Source organism: Rhodococcus tukisamuensis NBRC 100609, assembly GCF_001894985.1.
In the GTDB taxonomy this organism is placed as follows: domain Bacteria; phylum Actinomycetota; class Actinomycetes; order Mycobacteriales; family Mycobacteriaceae; genus Rhodococcus_G; species Rhodococcus_G tukisamuensis.
Genome location: NZ_BCXG01000008.1, coordinates 85,909 through 104,081, shown reverse-complemented (window position 1 = coordinate 104,081; position 18,173 = coordinate 85,909). Strand labels below are relative to the sequence as shown.

The window sequence follows — 18,173 nt, the reverse complement described above, 5'->3', positions numbered from 1 at the left end:
GCGGGTGTTTGGCACTATGTGAACCTGTGAGCACCGAGGAGAACGCGCCGCAGGCGGCAGAACCGTGGTGGACGAATGCGGTGTTCTACCAGATCTACCCGCGCTCGTTCTCCGACTCGAACGGCGACGGGGTCGGTGACCTGGGCGGCGTCCGGGAGCGGCTCGGTTATCTCGAACTGCTCGGTGTCGACGCCCTCTGGCTGAGCCCGGTGATGCGCTCGCCGATGGCCGACCACGGCTACGACGTCTCCGACCCCCGCGACATCGACCCGCTGTTCGGCGACCTGGACGTCATGACGGCGCTCGTCGAGGAGGCGCACGCCCGCAAGATCAAGGTCACCATGGACCTGGTGCCCAACCACACCAGCTCCGAGCACCCGTGGTTCCGGGCGGCGCTGGCGGCCGCCCCGGGCAGCCCGGAGCGTGCCCGCTACCTGTTCCGCGACGGCCGCGGCCCGGACGGCGCCGAGCCGCCGAACAACTGGCCGAGCATCTTCGGCGGCCCGGCCTGGACCCGGGTCACCGAGGCCGACGGCTCGCCCGGCCAGTGGTACCTGCACATCTTCGCCCGCGAACAGCCCGACCTGAACTGGGACAACCCGGAGGTCGCAGAGGACCTGGCGAAGACCCTGCGGTTCTGGCTGGACCGCGGCGTGGACGGCTTCCGCATCGACGTCGCGCACGGCATGGCCAAGCCCGAGGGCCTGCCGGACCACGACTGGGACACCAACCGGCTGATGCGCAACGACGACGACGATCCGCGGTTCAACAACCCCGGCGTCCACGAGATCCACCGCAGGCTGCGCAAGGTGATGGACGAGTACCCGGGCACGGTGGCCGTCGGCGAGATCTGGGTCCGCGACAACGAGCGGTTCGGCCAGTACATCCGCCCGGACGAGCTCCACCTGGGCTTCAACTTCCGGCTCGCCGAGGCCGAGTTCGGCGCCGAGCCGGTGCGGGCGGCGATCGAGAACTCGATGGCCGCGGTCGCCGGCGTCGGCGGCACGCCCACCTGGACGCTGTCCAACCACGACGTCGAACGCGAGGTCACCCGCTACGGCGGCGGCCGGGTCGGCACGGACCGGGCGCGGGCGATGGCACTGGTCGAACTGGCGCTGCCGGGTGCCACCTTCGTCTACAACGGGGCGGAGCTGGGACTGCCGAACGTGGAGCTGCCCGACGCGGCACTGCAGGACCCGGTCTGGGAGCGGTCCGGGCACACCGAGCGCGGCCGGGACGGCTGCCGGGTGCCGCTGCCCTGGGAGGGCGGCGCACCGCCGTTCGGGTTCACCTCCGGCGCCTCGCCGTGGCTGCCGATGCCGCCCGAGTGGGCCCCGCTCACCGTCGAGGCCCAGCTCGAGGACCTGGGATCGATGCTGACGCTCTACCGCACCGCGCTGGACCTGCGGGCCACCCGCCCGGAGTTCAGCGGAGCCGAGATCGACTGGTACGGAAGCCCTCCCAGCTGCCTGGCGTTCCGTCGGCGCGGCGGACTCATCTGCGCACTCAACGCCTCCGACGCGCCCATCCCGATGCCGCCGGGCGAGGTACTGCTCGCCAGTGTCCCGCTGACGGCCGGCGAGCTCCCGCCGAACGCGGCGGTCTGGCTGGTCTGACACTCCGCCCCGGACCCGACCGGGCCCGGGAGCCCGGCCGGGTCGGTCGGGGTGCGGTCAGATGACGGTCAGCGGCAGCGATCCGCCGCGCCGGGCGAACACCGAACCGAAGCGGGCATCGAGCCGGAGCCAGCCCCTGGTCACCCGGATCCGCACCGTCTCGTCCGCGTCGATCCGCGCCAGGTCGGCGTCCAACGCCAGCGGCGCCGCACCGGCGTGCGGGATGAATCCCATTGCCGCCAATGCGAACACCGTGCGCATCGACACCGCGACCTGCTCCCCCGCGCCGTCGACGGTGAGTACCTCCTGCGCGAGCAGGGACGCGGGCGGGCCCTGGCTGCTGCCGAAGTCCTTGGCCACCGCCACGCCCTGCTGCGCCAACTCCACGAGCACTCGTGCCGGCACGTCGTCGACGTGCACGAATCCCTCGACCGGCGGCAACGCACCCTGCCAGGCCGAGTCCATCGAGAAACCAGGGTCGACGTGGGCACCCGTCGCCTCGGTCAGTGCGCGCAGCAGCGCGTCACCGGCCGCCGTGGTGTCTGCGGGTGCGACCTGTCCGGACACCACCCGCGCCGCGAGGGCATCGAAACCCGTTGTCGCCCAAGCCTCCAACATATCCTCGCCGCGCTGGCGCAGTCGCACGACCACGGCCTCGTCCAACCTGATCGCCCGGGCGAGGAAGGTCGCGAGGTTCTCCCGCTCACCCCGGTCCGGGACGGTCAGGCCGCGTTCATGCACGCTTCCAGCTCTCCAGGTAGCCGCGCTCGCCGGCGGTGAGCCGACGCAGGCGCTGGGTGTCGATGTCGAACGCCGCAATCTGGGTGGACGCCACGATCGCCGGCGCCGACGCCGGGTCGGCGCCGCCCGCCCGCACCTCGTACCCGATGGTGAAGTCGACCGCGCGCACCGACTCGATCCACATCAACACGTCGAGCGGGCCGTCGTCGTGCCGCAACTGGCCGCGGTAGCGCACGTGCAGGTCCGCGATCACCGCGCCCTCCCGCAGTGACACCGTCGGCCGCCCCTCCTCGAACAGCCAGGGGATGCGGGCCTCCTCGAGCAGCGTCACCATGCGGGCGTGGTTGATGTGCTGGAAGACGTCCATGTCGGACCACCGCACCCCGACCTTCGTGTGGAAGCCCACCGCTCCCGCCGTCGTGGTGCCTACAGCCTCGACAGTCATCGAGTTCCTTCCGATCGGGTGCCCGCTCCGCGCACCATGCTCCGTACCTGACGCGCCGCCACCGAGAGCGTCGCCAGGTCCAGCGTCCCAGACTCGATGATCTCGGTGAGCGCGGCCCGTGCCCTGGCGAGCCGCGACGAATTCGTGGACTCCCAGTCCGCGATCTTCTCGGCCGCGCTCTCGTCCGGTTCGCCCGCGACGAGTACGTCCATGGTCAGCGACCGCAACGAACCGTACAGGTCGTCGCGCAACGCCAGCCGGGCCAGCGAGTGCCACCGGTCGCCGCGTTCGAGACCCGATACGGCCGTGAGCAGTTCGTCGATCCCGAGGTGCTCGTCGAGCGCGTAGTACAGCTGCCCGACCTCGTCGTGCTCACGTTCGGTGATGTCCGCGATGTCGATGATGTCGAGCACCGGGAACACGTCGAGCAACCGGTACACCCGCTCCGCCAGCTCGTGCGGGCAGCCCCGCTCGATCACTCCCGCCATCCGGGCGTCGAGGTAGGTCACGTGGTGCCCGGTCAGCCAGCCCGCGATCCGCGGGGTCAGCGCCCGCACCCGCGCGGCGTACCGGTTGATCTCGGCGCCGACGGCCACCGGCTGCGGACGGTTGGACAGCAGCCAGCGTGAGGCCCGGTCGAGCAGCCGGCACGACTCCAGGGTCAGCTCGTCGCTGACAGTGGAATCGACCGACGCCGAGCCGATCTCGACCCACACCGCACGCAGGTCGAAGATCTCGGCGGCGGCGCTGAAGGCCCGGGTGGCGTCGGTGCTGTTGGCCCCGGCCTCCTCGCGGAGCCGGTACACGTAGCTGATGCCGCCCCGGTCGACGGTCTCGTTGGCCAGCAGGGTGGCCACGATCTGCCGCCGCAGCCGGTGCCCCCGGATCTGCGCGGCGAACCGGTCCCGCAGCGGGACCGGGAAGTACCGGGGCAGGCGGCCGGCGTAGGTGTCGCTGTCGGGAAGCTCGCTGGCGAGCAGGTCATCCTTGAGCTCGAGCTTCACATGGGCCAGCAGGGTGGCCAGTTCCGGTGAGGTGAGACCGATCCCGGCGGTGCGGCGTCGGGCGATCTCCGCGGTCGTGGGCAGCGCCTCGAGCTCCCGGTCCAGGCCCCGCTTGCTCTCCAGCCGATCGATCAGGCGCTCGTGCACCGAGAGCATCAACGGCGCGTCCGCCCGAGAGGCCCCCATCAACTCGTTCTGCAGGACGTTGTCGGCAAGCACCAGCCGGGTGACCTCGTCGGTCATCGAGGCGAGCAGCTCGTTGCGCTCCTGCCTCGGCAGCGCGCCGGTGTGGACGGCCGCGTCCAGCAGGATCTTGATGTTCACCTCGTGGTCGGAGCAGTCCACGCCGGCGGAGTTGTCCACCGCATCGGTGTTGATCCGGCCGCCGGCCAGGTCGTACTCGATGCGCCCGCGCGAGGTGAACCCGAGGTTGCCGCCCTCACCCACCACCCGCGCCCGCAGCTCGCAGCCGTCGACCCGGACCCCGTCGTTCGACTTGTCCCCCACCTGCGCGTCGGTCTCGTCGGCCGCCTTGACGTAGGTCCCGATACCGCCGTTCCACAACAGGTCCACCGGAGCCCGCAGGATCGCGCGCACCAGTTCGGGCGGGGACAGCTCGACCACCTCGTCGTCCAGTCCGAGCACCGCGCGCGCCTCGGCACTGATCGCGACCGACTTGCGGGTGCGTTCCCAGACCCCACCGCCCGCACCGATCAGCGAGGCGTCGTAGTCCGCCCACGAGGATCGCGGCAACCCGAACAGCCGCTGCCGCTCGGCAAAGGAGCTCTCCGCCACCGGGTTCGGGTCCAGGAAGATGTGCCGGTGGTCGAACGCCGCGACCAGGCGGATGTGCCGGCTGAGCAGCATCCCGTTCCCGAACACGTCGCCGCTCATGTCACCGATGCCGGCCACCGTGAAGTCCTCGGCGGCGGTGTCGAGCCCCAACTCCCGGAAGTGCCGCTTGACCGACTCCCAGGCGCCCCGTGCGGTGATGCCCATCGCCTTGTGGTCGTACCCGACCGAGCCGCCCGAGGCGAATGCGTCGCCGAGCCAGTAGTCGTACTGTGCCGCGACGTCGTTGGCAAGATCGGAGAACGCCGCGGTCCCCTTGTCGGCCGCCACCACCAGGTAGGTGTCGTCGCCGTCGCGCCGCACCACCCGCGGTGCGGGCAGCACCGCGCCGCTCGCCCGATCAACGTTGTCGGTGACGTCGAGCAGTCCGGAGACGAACAGCCGGTAGCACGCCTGCCCCTCGGCGAGGGCCGCCTGCCGGTCCACCCCGGCGTCCCCGGTGGGCGCGGGCGGACGCTTCACCACGAACCCGCCCTTCGCGCCGACGGGCACGATCACCGCGTTCTTCACCGCCTGCGCCTTGACCAGCCCGAGCACCTCGGTGCGGAAGTCCTCCCGGCGGTCGGACCAGCGCAGCCCGCCGCGGGCCACCGGGCCGAACCGCAGGTGCACGCCCTCGACCCGCGGCGAGTAGACGAACACCTCGAAACGCGGACGCGGCCTGGGCAGGTCGGCGATCTGGCTCGGATCGAGCTTGAACACCAGGACGTCCCGGTACGCGGCGTCGGCGTCGGTGACGTAGGCGTTGGTACGCAGCGTCGCCAGTACCAGCCCGAGCATGCCGCGCAGGATCCGGTCCTCGTCGAGGCTGAGCACGGCGTCGATCCGGGACCGCAGTTCGGCGACCAGGGTCTCGGCACGGTCCGCGGACGCCGCGTCGGGGTCGAAAATCGCACAGAACAGCTCGCTGAGCAGTCTGGTGGTGTGCGCGTGGTCGACCAACACACCCTCGATGTGGAACTGGCTGTACGGGAACCTGGCCTGCCGCAGGTACTTTGCGTATGCCCGCAGCACCACCGCCTGCCGCCACTCGAGGCCCGACCGCAGCACCAACTCGTTGAACCGGTCCGGCTCGGACCGACCCTGCCAGACCGCGGTGAACGCCTCGGTGAAGCGTCGCTGCAACTCGCGGGCCGCCACCGACTCGTCCAGGTCGTCGGCCTCGTCGAGTTCCCGGTCCAGGTCTTCCTCCACCGACGAGTCGATCAGTTCCGGGGCCGCGGACAGACCGAAATCGTAGATCCAGCAGCGCATTCCGTCGGGCCGGGTCACCTCGTAGGGTCGCTCGTCGATCACCTCGACGCCGAGGGACTGGAGCACCGGCAGCACCTGACTCAGGGACACCCCGTCCCCGCCCGCGATGTACAGCGTGAACCGCCACTGGCCGGGCGCGGCGTTGCGCCGGCGGTAGAGCTGCAGGTCGATCGAGTCCCCCGTCAGCGCCTCGAGTCGGACGATGTCGTGGGTCGCCCGGGCCTGGCCGAAGTCCTCCTTGTAGCCCTCGGGCAGCGCCGTGGCGTAGCGCTGAGCGGTCAGCGTCGTCACTCGCGGCTCGTCCACCGTCGCGTCCATCAGATCGTCGTCCCAGGCCCGGGTCGCCGCCGCGAGCAGGCCCTCGATGCGTTCCCGGTTCTTTTCCGAGACATCCACCGCCGCACCGTCTTCCGTGGTCCGGCGGATCGTGAAGTGCACCATCGCGAGGTCGGACTCGGTGACCCGCACGCTGTACTCGAGGCTGGCGCCGCGCAGCTCGCGCATCAGGATCGACTGCATCGCCAGGCGGGCCCGGGTGTTGTACCGGTCCCGGGACAGGTACACCAGCGCCGAGGTGAAGTGTCCGTAGCGGTCGTCGCGCAGGAACAGCCGCGCCTGCCGGCGCACGCCGATGGCCAGCACCGACAGCACCGTCTCGTACAGCGTGTCCTCGTCGCTGGCGAACAGTTCCGCGCGAGGGAAGGACTGGATCACCTCGAGCATCGCCTGACCGGAGAACGAGTGCAGGTCGAAGCCGGCCCGCTCGATCACCGAGTGGGCCCGCCGGGCAATCACCGGGATGTCGAGGATGTTCTCGTGCAACGCGGTGACCGTGAACACACCGAGGAAGCGGTGTTCGCCGACGGTCCGTCCGTCCTCCCCAAGCGCGGTGACCGCGACGAAGAACGGGTACACCGATCGGTGCACGGTCGCCGGGGCGGGCCCCTGCGAGAACATCAGCAGCGGGCGCTCCGGCCAGAGCACCGGCGCGGGCAGGTCGATGCCGTGGTCCGTGAGGGTGTGGGAGCCGAGCACTCCGAGTCCGCTGTCGGGGACGATGTGAGCCCGCGGGCGGCCGGTGCCGGTGGTGTCCTCGAACTCGTAGCGCCGGTAGCCGAGCAGGGCGAAGTTTCCGCCCGCGAGCCAGTGCAGCAGCTCCGCGCAGTCCCGGACCTCGTCCTCCGGGTACCGGCAGTCCTCGCGGTCCGCGTGAGCCTCGAGTTCCTCGGCGAGTGCGAGTTGGCTGTAGCGCATCGCGTCGGTGTCCGCGATCACCTGACGGACGTCGAGCAACACGTCGTGGACCGCCTCGCCGATCTGCCCGAGCAGGGCCGCGTCCGTGGCGGGGTGCAACTGCAGGTGCATCCACGACTCCGGCCACAGCGACCCGTCCGTGCCGGTGTCGGAGCCCGCCTCCTCGGCGGTCGACGCGCCGTTGACCAGGACGTCTTCGAGGTCGCCGGCTGGGCCGCGTCGCACCCGCAGGACGGGATGCACGATCTCCACGACGGTGACACCGAGCCTGGTGAGCAACGCGGTCACCGACTCGACCAGCATCGGCATGTCGTCGGTGGCGATCTGCACGGCCGGAGACCCGACCGCGGGGGTGAACACCCGGGACAGCGACTGGCCCGGCCGGCGGTGGCGCGCGAATATCAGATGTTCGCGGAACCCGCGCATCGCGTCGTCCGAGACCACGCCCCCGGTCCACGCGAAATCGGTGTTGCGGAAGTAGGCGGCCGCCACCTCCTCCAGGTGGGAGACGAGGGCCGCGGGCAGGCTCATCGCCCACTGCTCGTCGAAACGATCTGCCGATACGGTCATCGCGGGCCACTCCCTGGTCGATGTGACAGGTGTGCTCCGCTGAGCCTAACCTCGTCCGCGTCGCCCGACCGGGAACCGGTGGCCGGGCGACACGGACGCCGGCGCTGCTGCGCCGGGGTGGCTCGGGGTCAGTCGACGACGGCCGCGACAGCGTACTCGGCCAGCGCCGTCCGGACCGCGTCGGCGAGCGGCGTCGACTTGTCCGTCTTGCGGTCGAAGCCGACCAGCACGCTGTCCGCGACCGCGCAGGTGTGGCCGTGCCGGTCCCGCATGACGTGCCGGACCTCGAACGAACTGTTCCCGATGTGCAGGATGTAGACCTCCGCCGTGAGCGGACCCGACTCGTCGGTGACCGGCCGCAGGTACTCGATCTCCATCTTGCGGACCACCGTGGCGGTGGCCTGTACGCCCGCGGTCCAGATGCAGTCGCGGAAGAACTTGACCCGCGCCTCCTGTGCGTACTCGACGAAGAGCACGTTGTTCACATGGCCGAGGCGGTCGGAATCGCCCCAGCGCACCTGGATCTCGCAGGTGTACGTCTTGTTCGGCACAGATCAGTCTCGGGTGAGCTTGCGGTGCGTGACCCGGTGCGGCCGAGCGGCGTCGGGGCCGAGGCGCTCGACCTTGTTGGCCTCGTAGCCCTCGAAGTTGCCCTCGTACCAGTACCAGGCCGCCTCGTTGTCGCCGAATCCGCCTTCCCACGCCAGGATGTGCGTGCAGGTGCGGTCCAGGAACCAGCGGTCGTGCGAGATGACCACGGCGCAGCCGGGGAACTGCTCGAGCGCGTTCTCCAGCGAGCCGAGGGTCTCGACGTCCAGGTCGTTGGTCGGCTCGTCGAGCAGGATCAGGTTGCCGCCCTGCTTGAGCGTCATCGCCAGGTTCAGGCGGTTGCGCTCACCACCGGAGAGCACCCCGGACGGCTTCTGCTGGTCGTGGCCCTTGAAACCGAACGAGCTGATGTAGGCGCGCGAGGGCATCTCGGTCTGGCCGACCACGATGTGATCGAGGCCGTCGGAGACGACCTCCCACACCGACTTGTTGGGGTCGATGCCGCTGCGGTTCTGGTCGACGTAGCTGAGCTTGACCGTCTGACCGATCTTGACCTCGCCCGCGTCCGGCTCCTCCAGCCCGACGATGGTCTTGAACAGCGTCGTCTTGCCGACGCCGTTGGGGCCGATGACGCCGACGATGCCGTTACGCGGCAGCGTGAACGACAGGTCCTTGATCAGGACCCGGCCGTCGAAGCCCTTGTCCAGGTTGGAGACCTCGACCACCACGTCGCCCAGCCGCGGCGGCGCCGGGATCTGGATCTCGTCGAAGTCGAGCTTGCGGGTCTTCTCGGCCTCGTTGGCCATCTCCTCGTAACGGTCGAGGCGGGCCTTGTTCTTGGCCTGACGGGCCTTGGCGCCGGAACGGACCCAGGCGAGCTCGTCCTTGAGGCGCTTCTGCAGCTTCTGGTCCTTCTTGCCCTGGACCTCGAGTCGCGCGGCCTTCTGCTCCAGGTAGGTGGAGTAGTTGCCCTCGTACGGGTAGAGCCGGCCGCGGTCGACCTCACAGATCCACTGCGCGACGTGGTCGAGGAAGTACCGGTCGTGGGTGACGGCCAGGATGGCGCCCGGGTAGGCGGCCAGGTGCTGCTCGAGCCACAGCACCGACTCGGCGTCGAGGTGGTTGGTGGGCTCGTCGAGGAGCAGCAGGTCGGGCTTGCTCAGCAGCAGCTTGCACAGCGCCACGCGGCGCTTCTCGCCACCGGAGAGGTGGGTGACCATCTCTTCGGGCGGGGGGCAGCGGAGGGCGTCCATGGCCTGCTCGAGCTGGGAGTCGATCTCCCAGGCGTCGGCGTGGTCGAGCTTCTCCTGGAGCTCGCCCATCTCCTCCATCAGCTCGTCGGAGTAGTCGGTGGCCATCAGCTCGGCGATCTCGTTGTACCGCTTGAGCTGGACCATCACGTCGCCCATGCCGTCCTCGACGTTCTGGCGGACGGTCTTGGTCTCGTCGAGCTCCGGCTCCTGCATGAGGATGCCGACCGTGGCGCCGGGCGCGAGGAACGCCTCGCCGTTGCCGGGCTGGTCCAGTCCGGCCATGATCTTGAGGATGCTGGACTTACCCGCACCGTTCGGCCCGACCACACCGATCTTCGCGCCGGGGTAGAAGCTCATCGTGACGTCATCGAGGATGACCTTGTCGCCGTGCGCCTTGCGCACCTTCTTCATCGTGTAAATGAACTCCGCCATGGGCACCAGAGTATCGCCCGCCGGGGCGGCGCCCCAATCCACGCGGGGCAGGGCCCCGATCCACCCGCGGCAGGGCCGAGAACCGGCCCCGCCGCAGGTCAGATCAGGGCCCGCACGAACGCGGTGACGTCCGGCAACGACTCCAACGCCGACACCCGGTGCGTGCCCGGATAGGTCCGGAACGTCACGTTCTGTCCGTTCAGCGCCAGGTCCGCGGCCAGCTTCGCGCCGAGCGGGTACGGCACCGTCGTGTCCGGCAGTCCGTGCCCGACGAACAGCGGCCGGTCGTAGCCGGTGGTGGGCACCGAAAGGTATTCGCGGATCGCGGTGCGGAACGTGTCGTCGCCGAGCGGCCGGGAGAGCATCTCGCCCACCCCGACGTCCCCGGCCTCGGCCAACAGTTCGGTGAAGCAGAGCTGCTCGGACCTGCGGACCAGCCCGGCACCTACCGGAGTGAGGTAGTCGTCGACGCGGATGTCCGGCCGGGCCACCCGCAGCCCGTCGACCACGTAGGCGGCAAACGCGGGCAGTCCGCTCAGCCCCAGGTTCGGAAATCCCGGCCCGCCGAGCGGGAACAGGTCCTCCAGGTTCGCCGGGGTCCCGGTGGCGACCGCTCCCCGGTAGTCGAGTTCGGGTGCGTACCGAGTCGCCTCGTGCGCGGCGAACATCGCGGCGTGCCCGCCCTGCGAATGCCCGACCGCCACCCACGTCGGCGACAGCTCCGGCGTCACCGCGCGGGCGGCGCGGACCATGTCGATGACCGCGCGTCCCTCGCTGCGGCCGTGCAGGTACGCATGCGTTCCGTCGGTACCGAGCCCGACGAAGTCCGAGGCCACCACCGCGAAGCCCTGCGCCAGCCACGTCCCGAGGTACGTGCGGGCAAAGTCGGAGATCTCCCCGTGCGACGGGGCGCAGGCGTCCGCGACTCCGGTGGTGCCGTGCGCCCAGGAGACCACCGGCCAGCCGCCGGCCGGTGACGGGCCGTCGGGCACGTACACCGCGCCGGTGCTGAGCGCGGGCCCGCCGGTCGGACCCTCCGTCCAGTAGGTGAGGCGCTCCGAGTCGTGGGCACCGACGAGCTGGGCATCGGCAGGCAGCGTCTCGACGGACACGACCGTCCCCGGCGCCCCGGCCGGCGCTGGGGCCGCCGACACCGCGGCCGGAGCCGTCAGCGCAAGCACCGCCACCGCGGCTGTCACGATGCCGAGTCGGCGGAAACGGGTGGTCTCGGTGGTCGGTCTCTTCGTCGGTGTCTGCGCCACGGTCATTGTCTACCGCACTTCGACAGCACAGCGGGCGGTTATGTTCCCGACCTGGAATCCATGTCCACAGAATCAAAACCGTGGTCGCACAACGGCGGCCGCGTCCGGCAACGACGCCGCCGGCCCGCCGCGCTCTGGCCCGCCGCGTTCGGACGCGCCGGGCCAGAGCTCAGCGCAGTATCCGGTCGACGAAACGCGCTGAGTCGTCGAAGGATGCCGCGAGGGTTCCGACGTGGTCGGTGCCGGGATAGGTACGGAAGTCCACCCGGGCGCCGCGCAGCGCGAGGTCGGCGGCCAGCTTCACGTTCAGCGGGAAGGGCACAACCAGGTCCGAGAGGCCCTGGCCGAGGAAGACCGGCCTGTCGTAGCCAGCGGTCGGAACGGCCAGGTAGTCGGCGAACGCGCGCCTGACCTGGGTGTTGTTCAGAGACCTCGAGAACAGGTCGCCGACCGACGCGTTGCCGATGGACGGTCGCAGGTCGACGGTGCACACCTGCTCGGCCTTCGCTGCCAGGTCCCGACCACGCGGCGAGAGATACCCGTCCAGGTTCAGATCCGGACGCACCTCACCGAGACCCATCACCGTGTACAGCAGGAACACGGTGAGCCCGGCAACCCCGAAGTTCGGGATCCCCGGGCCGGCGAGCGGAAATATCTGCTCCAGGTTCGACGGCACACCCAGCGCGACGGCGCCGCGGTAGTCGAGCTCCGGCGCGTACCGGGTGGCCTCGTGCGCGGCGAACATCGCCGCGTGTCCGCCCTGCGAGAGTCCGGCCACCAGCCACCGCGGCGCCAGGTCACCGACCGCGGAGCGGGAGGCGCGCACCATGTCGATGACCGAATACGCGGCGGCCAGTCCGTCGAGGTAGGGCAGCGGACCGTCGGTGCCGAGGCCGATGTAGTCGGTGGCCACCACCGCGTATCCGCGGGCCAGCCACCGCGCCACGTACTGGGACTCCGGTTCGTACAGCCCGACGACGGACGGCGCGCAGGCGTCCGCGACACCGATGGTGCCGTGCGCGTACGAGATGACCGGCCAACCGCCCGCCGGTGCGGTGCCCGGCGGCAGGTACACCGCCCCGCTGCTCACGGCGGGCGCCCCGAAGTGGTCGGTGGTCCGGTAGGTCAGGCGGTATGCCCGGGCCGCCCCGGGGACCGCCACGGCCGCGGGCATCTCCTGTTTCGAGAGCACCTCGCCCGGCGCCGCCGGAGCGGCACCAACGGCGGCGGGCACCGCCACCCAGGCGACCGCGAGGGTCACGAGTAGCACGGTCAGAGCGTGAATTCTGGTGCGTTCCATCGCGATCGTCTCCCGCTCGCCGGATCGGCCCACGCAGTCGGACGGACCAACAGTAGGCCTTCGTACACCGCCCAACCGGCATATTGCGTTCAACTCGCCGCCGCGACCGCCTCGATCTCGACCCTCTCGGCCGCTTCGTGTTGCGTGTCGGTCCCGTCTGCGCGCTGCTCCGTGCCACCGTCGGGCTCCGCTTCCTGACCGCTCTCCGACGCGGGCTTCACGCCACGCGTTCCCCGTTCGAGCCGGGCGATGCACCGGGCCAGGTCAGGGCCGACCGCACTGGCGCGCATCTCCAGGTCGGCCCGCTCCACCCCGTCTCGGGTGGTGTACTCGTTGGTCCGCAGCTGCCCGTACGCGATGACGGGGTCTCCCTTCATCAACGAGGCCCCCACCCCCGCAACCAGCCGGCGCCAGCAGGTCACCGTCAGGTAGAGCGTGCCGCCGTCCGTCCAGTCCCCCGTGGCCTGATCCCAGCGCCGGACGTTGCTCGCCATCCGGAAGCTGAGCACCTCCTCCCCGGAGTTCGTCGGACGCTTGACCGGGTTGGTGATGACGGTGCCGACCACCGCCGTGTGTGTCTCGTACATGTTCTGCCCCTTTGCCTTCGACGGGCCACGCGGCCCTCGGCAACAACGGTGCCCCGAGCGGCGCCGAGATTGAGCGCCGGAGCGAATCTGGGGATGACGAAACCGGTTGTCCACAGGAAACCGAGTTCGGCGCCCGGAGAGGGTTTTCCGTCGCAGCCACGTGGTAGGAGCGGGAGATTCAGATGGGGCCTTCGGACCCGCCCCGTCAGATCAGGGCAGGCCCGGCGCCACACGCTCAGGTGCGGCGGCCGGTGACCGACGCGGCGAGGGCGGCGGCGTAGGTCTCGAGCCGCTCGCTGGTGTAGGTGTCGGGGTCGCTGACCGCGAGCCGGCCGAGCATCTCCGCGATGGAGAGCATCGTGTGGGCAAGTAGCACCGGGTCCAGGCCGGCGAGTCCCGGCTCGAGCTCGATCCCGGCTCGGGCCAGCACCTCGGCCCGTGCCAGCACCGCGCCACGGGCGGCACGCAGGTGCTCGCGGTACTCGCCGGGCGCGGTGTCGGGGGCGGTGAGGATCAGTCGCCACCGGGTCGGGTTCTCGAGCACCACGTGCACGAACGCCGAGACCGTGCCCGCGTAGGCCGCGGCCGGTCCCAACGGCCGAAGATCCGTCGGCATCGCCGCGAGAACCTGCCCGATCGCGAGGTCGTGCTCGCGCTGCAGCAGCGCCTCGACCAGGTCCACGCGGGTGCGGAAGACCGTGTACAGCACGGGCTTCCCCACGCCCGCCTCGTCCGCGACGGCCTCCATGCTGAGGTCGTGCAGACCGGACCGGCGGGTCACCTCGAAGGCGGCGTCGAGCAGTTGCGCGCGGCGCTGCTCCGGGGGTAGCCGCGGCGCGTACTTGCGCCGGGGCCGGTCCGCCGGGGTCGCCGCCTGGGGTCGCGTCGTCACGGGGGCCGATCCTACGCACCCGTTGTATTTGCGACCGACCATTGCTACGGTCGCGTTGTATTCACTCCCGGCCGGCGGCACCAACGCGGCCGCCCTCGGCAGGAGAACACCATGAGCGAACCCCGCACGACGGCCGGCCACGGCTGGCCGTTCGACCCGTCGCGCCGCCGCGAGGACCACGGGTTCTTCGGGCCGGGGTCGCCGACCTGGAAGGTGTGGACGCACCCGACCGCGCTGCTCGGATTCCAGCGCGCGGTCACCCTCGAGCACTTCGACCCGTTCCTCACAGCCGCGGTCGCCGATGCCCGCGGGATCTACCTGGACCCGCGCGGCCGTCTCGACGGCACCCTCTCCTACTTCCTGATCGTCGCGGTCGGCGACACCCGCTCCGCGATCGAGACGTCGGAGCTGTTGATGCGGGTGCACGCCAAGGCCACCGGCATCGAGCCGATCAGCGGCCGGCGCTACAGCGCGAACAACCCCGACAGCCAGTTGTGGATCCACGTCACGGGCTGGCATTCGGTGCTCAAGTGCTACGAGATGTTCGGACCCGGCCCGCTGACCGAGGTGGAGGAGACGCAGTACTGGGCGGACTGCGCCGTCGCCGCCGAACTGCAGACCTGCCGGGCCGCGGACGTCCCCCGGTCGCGCGCGGAGGTCCACGAGTACTTCGACGCGGTTCGGTCGCGGTTGTGCGTCTCCGAAAGCGCGCTCGAGGGCATGCACTACCTGCTGCGCACCCGGGCCGGGAAGGGCCGGCTCGCGTTGTGGGCGATGAGCCGGGCCATGGCGCCCGCGACGATCGCGACCCTGCCGAAGTGGATGCGCGAGCTCGGCGGCTTCGACCAGCCCGTCCTCGTGGACCGGGCCGTCACCCCGTTCGCGCGCGCCGCGGTCCGTGCCACCAGCACCCCCCGGGTGGAGCTGGCCGTGATCCGGCGCCTGCTCCCGATGACCCACTCTGTCCTCGACCAGCACTTCAACGGGGCCCCGCCCGAGCGCGCCGAGACCCTGACGCCGGCCGCCGCGCGAGAGCTGCCCGGGGCCCGGTCGGGCGGGCGACAACGCGGGCTCGCGGGCCGGCCGGGCTAGTCGCCCGTCGGGTCCGAGGACCGCTCGGTCACGCGGGCAGCGTCGTGGGGTCGGTGTTCGCGCCGCAGACCACGGCGACCACCCGCTCGCCCGGGGCAGGCGCGTAGGCGCCGCTGAGCAGGGCCGCGATCGGCGCGGCGGCCGAATACTCGACGGCCAGCCGGTACTCGCGCCACAGCAGGTTCCGGGCGTCGACGATGACGTCGTCGTCGACCAGCACCGAGACCATCGCGGTGCTACGCGCGACGTCCATCGCGATGTCTCCGAGCCGGGTGGCCCCGAGCGCGTCGGCTGCGACGCTGTCCACCGGGACGTCCACGGGCCGGCCCGCGGCGAGCGCGCGGTGCAGGGTGGGCGCACCAGTCGGCTCCACCCCGACGACGGCCGTATCCCCCGACAGCGCCGCGGCGATACCCGCGGCCAGCCCGCCGCCACCGACCGCGACCAGCACGGTGGTCGCGTCGGGCACCTGCTCGGCCAGCTCGAGCCCGATCACCCCGGCGCCCGCGACAACGTCGGGCAGGTCGTAGGCATGCAGTTGCTGGGCGCCGCGCTCGACGGCGATCGCAGTCGCCCGCGCGTACGCGTCGGTGTAGCGCTCGCCGTCGAGGACCACCTCGGCGCCGAGGGCCCGGAGCCGCTCGACCTTGACGACGGGCGCGGACGCGGGAACGACCACCGTGCAGGCCACGCCCAGCATCCGCGACGCCGTCGCCGCCGCGATCCCGGCGTTGCCGCCCGACGCGATCACCACCGGCGCGTCACGCTGCGCGGCGGGCCGGTGCAGCAGGGCGTTGAGGCTGCCCCGGATCTTGAACGAGCCGCCCAGCTGCAGGTGCTCGAGCTTGAGCGCGACCGGGAACTCACCGCCGGGCGTCGGCACGCCCACCCGCAGGACCGGGGTGCGCCGCACCCGGTCGCCCACCCGTGACCGGGCGGCGAGCACGTCCTCGCGGGTGATCACCGGCCGGCTTCGCGGTCCCGGCGAGCCAGCTCCGCGAACATCGCGTTGTGCGCGGCCAGTTCGGCGTCTTCATCTCGGACGGCGGCCCGGTCGATCCGGGTGGCCGTCTTCTTGTCGCTGCGCGACCACTGCACCAGCAGCGCCATCATCACCAGCACGAGCGGGATCTCGCCGGTGGCCCAGGCGATGCCGCCGCCGAGCTGCTGGTCACCGAGCAGGTCGTCGTTCCAGCCCAGCGCCAGGGAACGGTAGTACCAGCCGCCCATCACCTCGCCCATGCTCATCAGCGCGATGCCGAAGAACGCGTGGAACGGCAGCGAGCCGAACACCATCGCCAGCTTGGTCACCGGGGAGAGCGTTCGCGGCGCCGGGTCGATGCCGATGACGACCCAGTAGAAGAGGTAGCCGCTGAGGATGAAGTGCAGGTTCATCAGCAGGTGGGCGCCGTGCGCGTCGAGCGTCGCGCCGAAGATGCCGCCGAGGTACAGCGCGTAGAAGCCGCCGACGAACAGCACCGACGCCACCAGCGGGTGGGTGAGGAACCGTGAGACGGGGCTGTGCAACGCGGCGAGCAGCCACTCGCGCGGGCCGGGCGGACCGTCGGATCCGGCCGGCTTGAGCGCGCGCAGCGCCAGCGTCATCGGGCCGCCGAGCACCAGCAGCACCGGCGCGAGCATCGACAGCGCCATGTGCGCGCCCATGTGCACGCTGAACACCGCGGGCGAGTACCGGCCGAGGCCGGAGGAGGTGGCCACCAGCAGCACCGCGCAGCCCAGCACCCAGGAGATGGTCCGGCCGATCGGCCAGCTGTCGCCGCGCTTGCGCAGTCGGCGCACGCCGAGGACGTAGACGACGGCGGCGATGATCGCCGCGGTCCCGAAGATCAGGTCGAAGCGCCAGTCGAACGCCAGCCGCGCGAGCGTCGGCGGGCCGTCCAGGGTGTAGCCCAGGTACACCTCGGCCGGGCTGGGGCGGATGTCCGACGGCGGCGGCGGGGTGCGGCCCAGGCCGACGGCGATACCGATCGTCGCGGCGAACACGAGCGCCTCCGCGCCGGCGAACCGGATCAGCGCGCCCCGCGAGTTGGGATCGGCGGCCAGTGCGGGCAGCGCGCGGCGACGCTGCACGAAACCGAACACGCCCAGGATCACCAGCGCGACGGTCTTGGCCACCAGCAGCCAGCCGTAGGTGCTGGTGAACAGCTCGCTCACCGGGAGCCGGACCAGGCCGTTGAGGACGCCGGAGATCGCCATCACCACGAACGCGCAGGTGGCGACCAGTGAGAACCGTCGGGCCGCGAGGTCGGTGTGCTCGCCGCGTCGTCGGGCGTGCGCGAGCAGCGCGATCAGCCCGCCGGCCCACAACGCCGCCGCGCCCAGGTGCCACAGCAGGCTGTTGGTGGCGACGTCGTGCGAGCCGCCCGAAGAGGAGTGGCCCGTCAGGCCGAGCGGGACCAGGGTCGCGAGGCCGAGCACCAGCAGCGCCGGAGTCCAGGCCCAGCGCAGCACGAGGCGGCAGCCGATCGCGAGCAGGACCGCGAGGATGGCGGTGTTGCGCCAGGCCCCGGCGAGCTCGATCTGCGGCAGCGCCTTCCACAGATTGGCGGGCTGGATGGACTCGCTCAACGGCTGACCGGAGGTGTCCGAGACGGTCAACGGCACCAGCACCAGCGCGCAGGCCGCCCACACGATCGCGGCGTGGCCGGCGATCCGCACCGCCCGATAGCCGCCGACGTCAAGGACACCGCTGCGCTGCGGCGGCACCAGGAACGCGGCGAGCAGCAGCGACCCGATCGCGAGCACGGCGGACACCTCGCCCGCCGCCTTGACCGCGGGCAGGCCGTAGGTGGTGAGCGGGCCCGGGTCCGGGATGCCGAGCCGGATCAGGGCCTCCGAGGCGGACAGCCCGACCACGATGGCCGCGACCAGACCGGCCACGATCCCGAGCGTCACGAAGATCGGTGCCGAGGTCTCACCGACCTTTCGTGGCGACGGCGCTGGCGAGGGGGCGAGCTCGGGTGATGCCATGGACACCAGGGTAGAAGTTCCGCGCGGGTGCGTTCCTCCCAGGTCGGCACGGCGTGACCCACGCCTCCCAAGAGGCGCG

The 18,173-nt window shown here is 71.2% G+C and carries 13 protein-coding genes; 2 read left to right on the top strand and 11 right to left on the bottom strand.

Going from position 1 to position 18,173, the window contains the following annotated elements; all coding sequences use genetic code 11:
• The first annotated feature begins 26 nt into the window (after nucleotides 1–26).
• Nucleotides 27–1,616, top strand: a complete 1,590-nt coding sequence (locus RT2_RS11460; protein WP_072844915.1) for a glycoside hydrolase family 13 protein — start codon at nucleotides 27–29, stop codon at nucleotides 1,614–1,616.
• Nucleotides 1,617–1,673: 57 nt separating this feature from the next.
• Here the strand turns inward: RT2_RS11460 and RT2_RS11455 are convergent, their stop codons facing one another.
• From RT2_RS11455 to RT2_RS11415, 9 genes are all read right to left on the bottom strand, one after another.
• The gene (locus RT2_RS11455; protein WP_072844914.1) at nucleotides 1,674–2,357 is read right to left on the bottom strand and encodes a DUF8010 domain-containing protein; all 684 of its coding nucleotides are present in this window, start codon (nucleotides 2,355–2,357) and stop codon (nucleotides 1,674–1,676) included.
• The gene (locus RT2_RS11450) at nucleotides 2,350–2,802 is read right to left on the bottom strand and encodes an acyl-CoA thioesterase (protein WP_072844913.1); all 453 of its coding nucleotides are present in this window, start codon (nucleotides 2,800–2,802) and stop codon (nucleotides 2,350–2,352) included. The genes RT2_RS11455 and RT2_RS11450 overlap by 8 nt, the downstream gene beginning before the upstream one ends.
• Entirely contained in the window at nucleotides 2,799–7,736 is a 4,938-nt protein-coding gene (locus RT2_RS11445; RefSeq protein WP_072844912.1) for an NAD-glutamate dehydrogenase, read from the bottom strand. The genes RT2_RS11450 and RT2_RS11445 overlap by 4 nt, the downstream gene beginning before the upstream one ends.
• Nucleotides 7,737–7,864: 128 nt before the next feature.
• The gene (locus RT2_RS11440; RefSeq protein ID WP_072844911.1) at nucleotides 7,865–8,287 is read right to left on the bottom strand and encodes an acyl-CoA thioesterase; all 423 of its coding nucleotides are present in this window, start codon (nucleotides 8,285–8,287) and stop codon (nucleotides 7,865–7,867) included.
• A gap of 3 nt (nucleotides 8,288–8,290) precedes the next feature.
• Complete coding sequence (ettA, locus tag RT2_RS11435) at nucleotides 8,291–9,970, bottom strand: energy-dependent translational throttle protein EttA (RefSeq protein ID WP_072844910.1); 1,680 nt, start codon at nucleotides 9,968–9,970, stop codon at nucleotides 8,291–8,293.
• 98 nt (nucleotides 9,971–10,068) lie between these two features.
• Nucleotides 10,069–11,238 carry a lipase family protein gene (locus RT2_RS11430; protein ID WP_072844909.1) on the bottom strand — a complete coding sequence of 390 codons (1,170 nt, stop codon included), beginning with the start codon at nucleotides 11,236–11,238 and terminating at the stop codon, nucleotides 10,069–10,071.
• Nucleotides 11,239–11,401: 163 nt separating this feature from the next.
• Nucleotides 11,402–12,532, bottom strand: a complete 1,131-nt coding sequence (locus tag RT2_RS11425) for a lipase family protein (RefSeq protein ID WP_072845013.1) — start codon at nucleotides 12,530–12,532, stop codon at nucleotides 11,402–11,404.
• Between the two features lie 89 nt (nucleotides 12,533–12,621).
• A complete protein-coding gene (ssb, locus tag RT2_RS11420) occupies nucleotides 12,622–13,119 on the bottom strand; it encodes a single-stranded DNA-binding protein (protein ID WP_072844908.1) in 498 nt (165 codons plus the stop codon).
• A gap of 235 nt (nucleotides 13,120–13,354) precedes the next feature.
• Complete coding sequence (locus RT2_RS11415; RefSeq protein WP_245709457.1) at nucleotides 13,355–14,011, bottom strand: TetR/AcrR family transcriptional regulator; 657 nt, start codon at nucleotides 14,009–14,011, stop codon at nucleotides 13,355–13,357.
• Between the two features lie 111 nt (nucleotides 14,012–14,122).
• Here RT2_RS11415 and RT2_RS11410 point away from each other — a divergent pair, with 111 nt between their 5' ends.
• Nucleotides 14,123–15,103: an oxygenase MpaB family protein gene (locus tag RT2_RS11410; protein WP_072844906.1), complete on the top strand. Its 981-nt coding sequence runs from the start codon at nucleotides 14,123–14,125 to the stop codon at nucleotides 15,101–15,103.
• A gap of 28 nt (nucleotides 15,104–15,131) precedes the next feature.
• Here RT2_RS11410 and RT2_RS11405 read toward each other — a convergent pair whose 3' ends face one another.
• Nucleotides 15,132–16,067, bottom strand: a complete 936-nt coding sequence (locus RT2_RS11405) for a serine/threonine dehydratase (protein ID WP_072844905.1) — start codon at nucleotides 16,065–16,067, stop codon at nucleotides 15,132–15,134.
• Nucleotides 16,064–18,094, bottom strand: a complete 2,031-nt coding sequence (locus RT2_RS11400) for a bifunctional copper resistance protein CopD/cytochrome c oxidase assembly protein (RefSeq protein WP_072844904.1) — start codon at nucleotides 18,092–18,094, stop codon at nucleotides 16,064–16,066. The genes RT2_RS11405 and RT2_RS11400 overlap by 4 nt, the downstream gene beginning before the upstream one ends.
• Nucleotides 18,095–18,173: the final 79 nt, after the last annotated feature.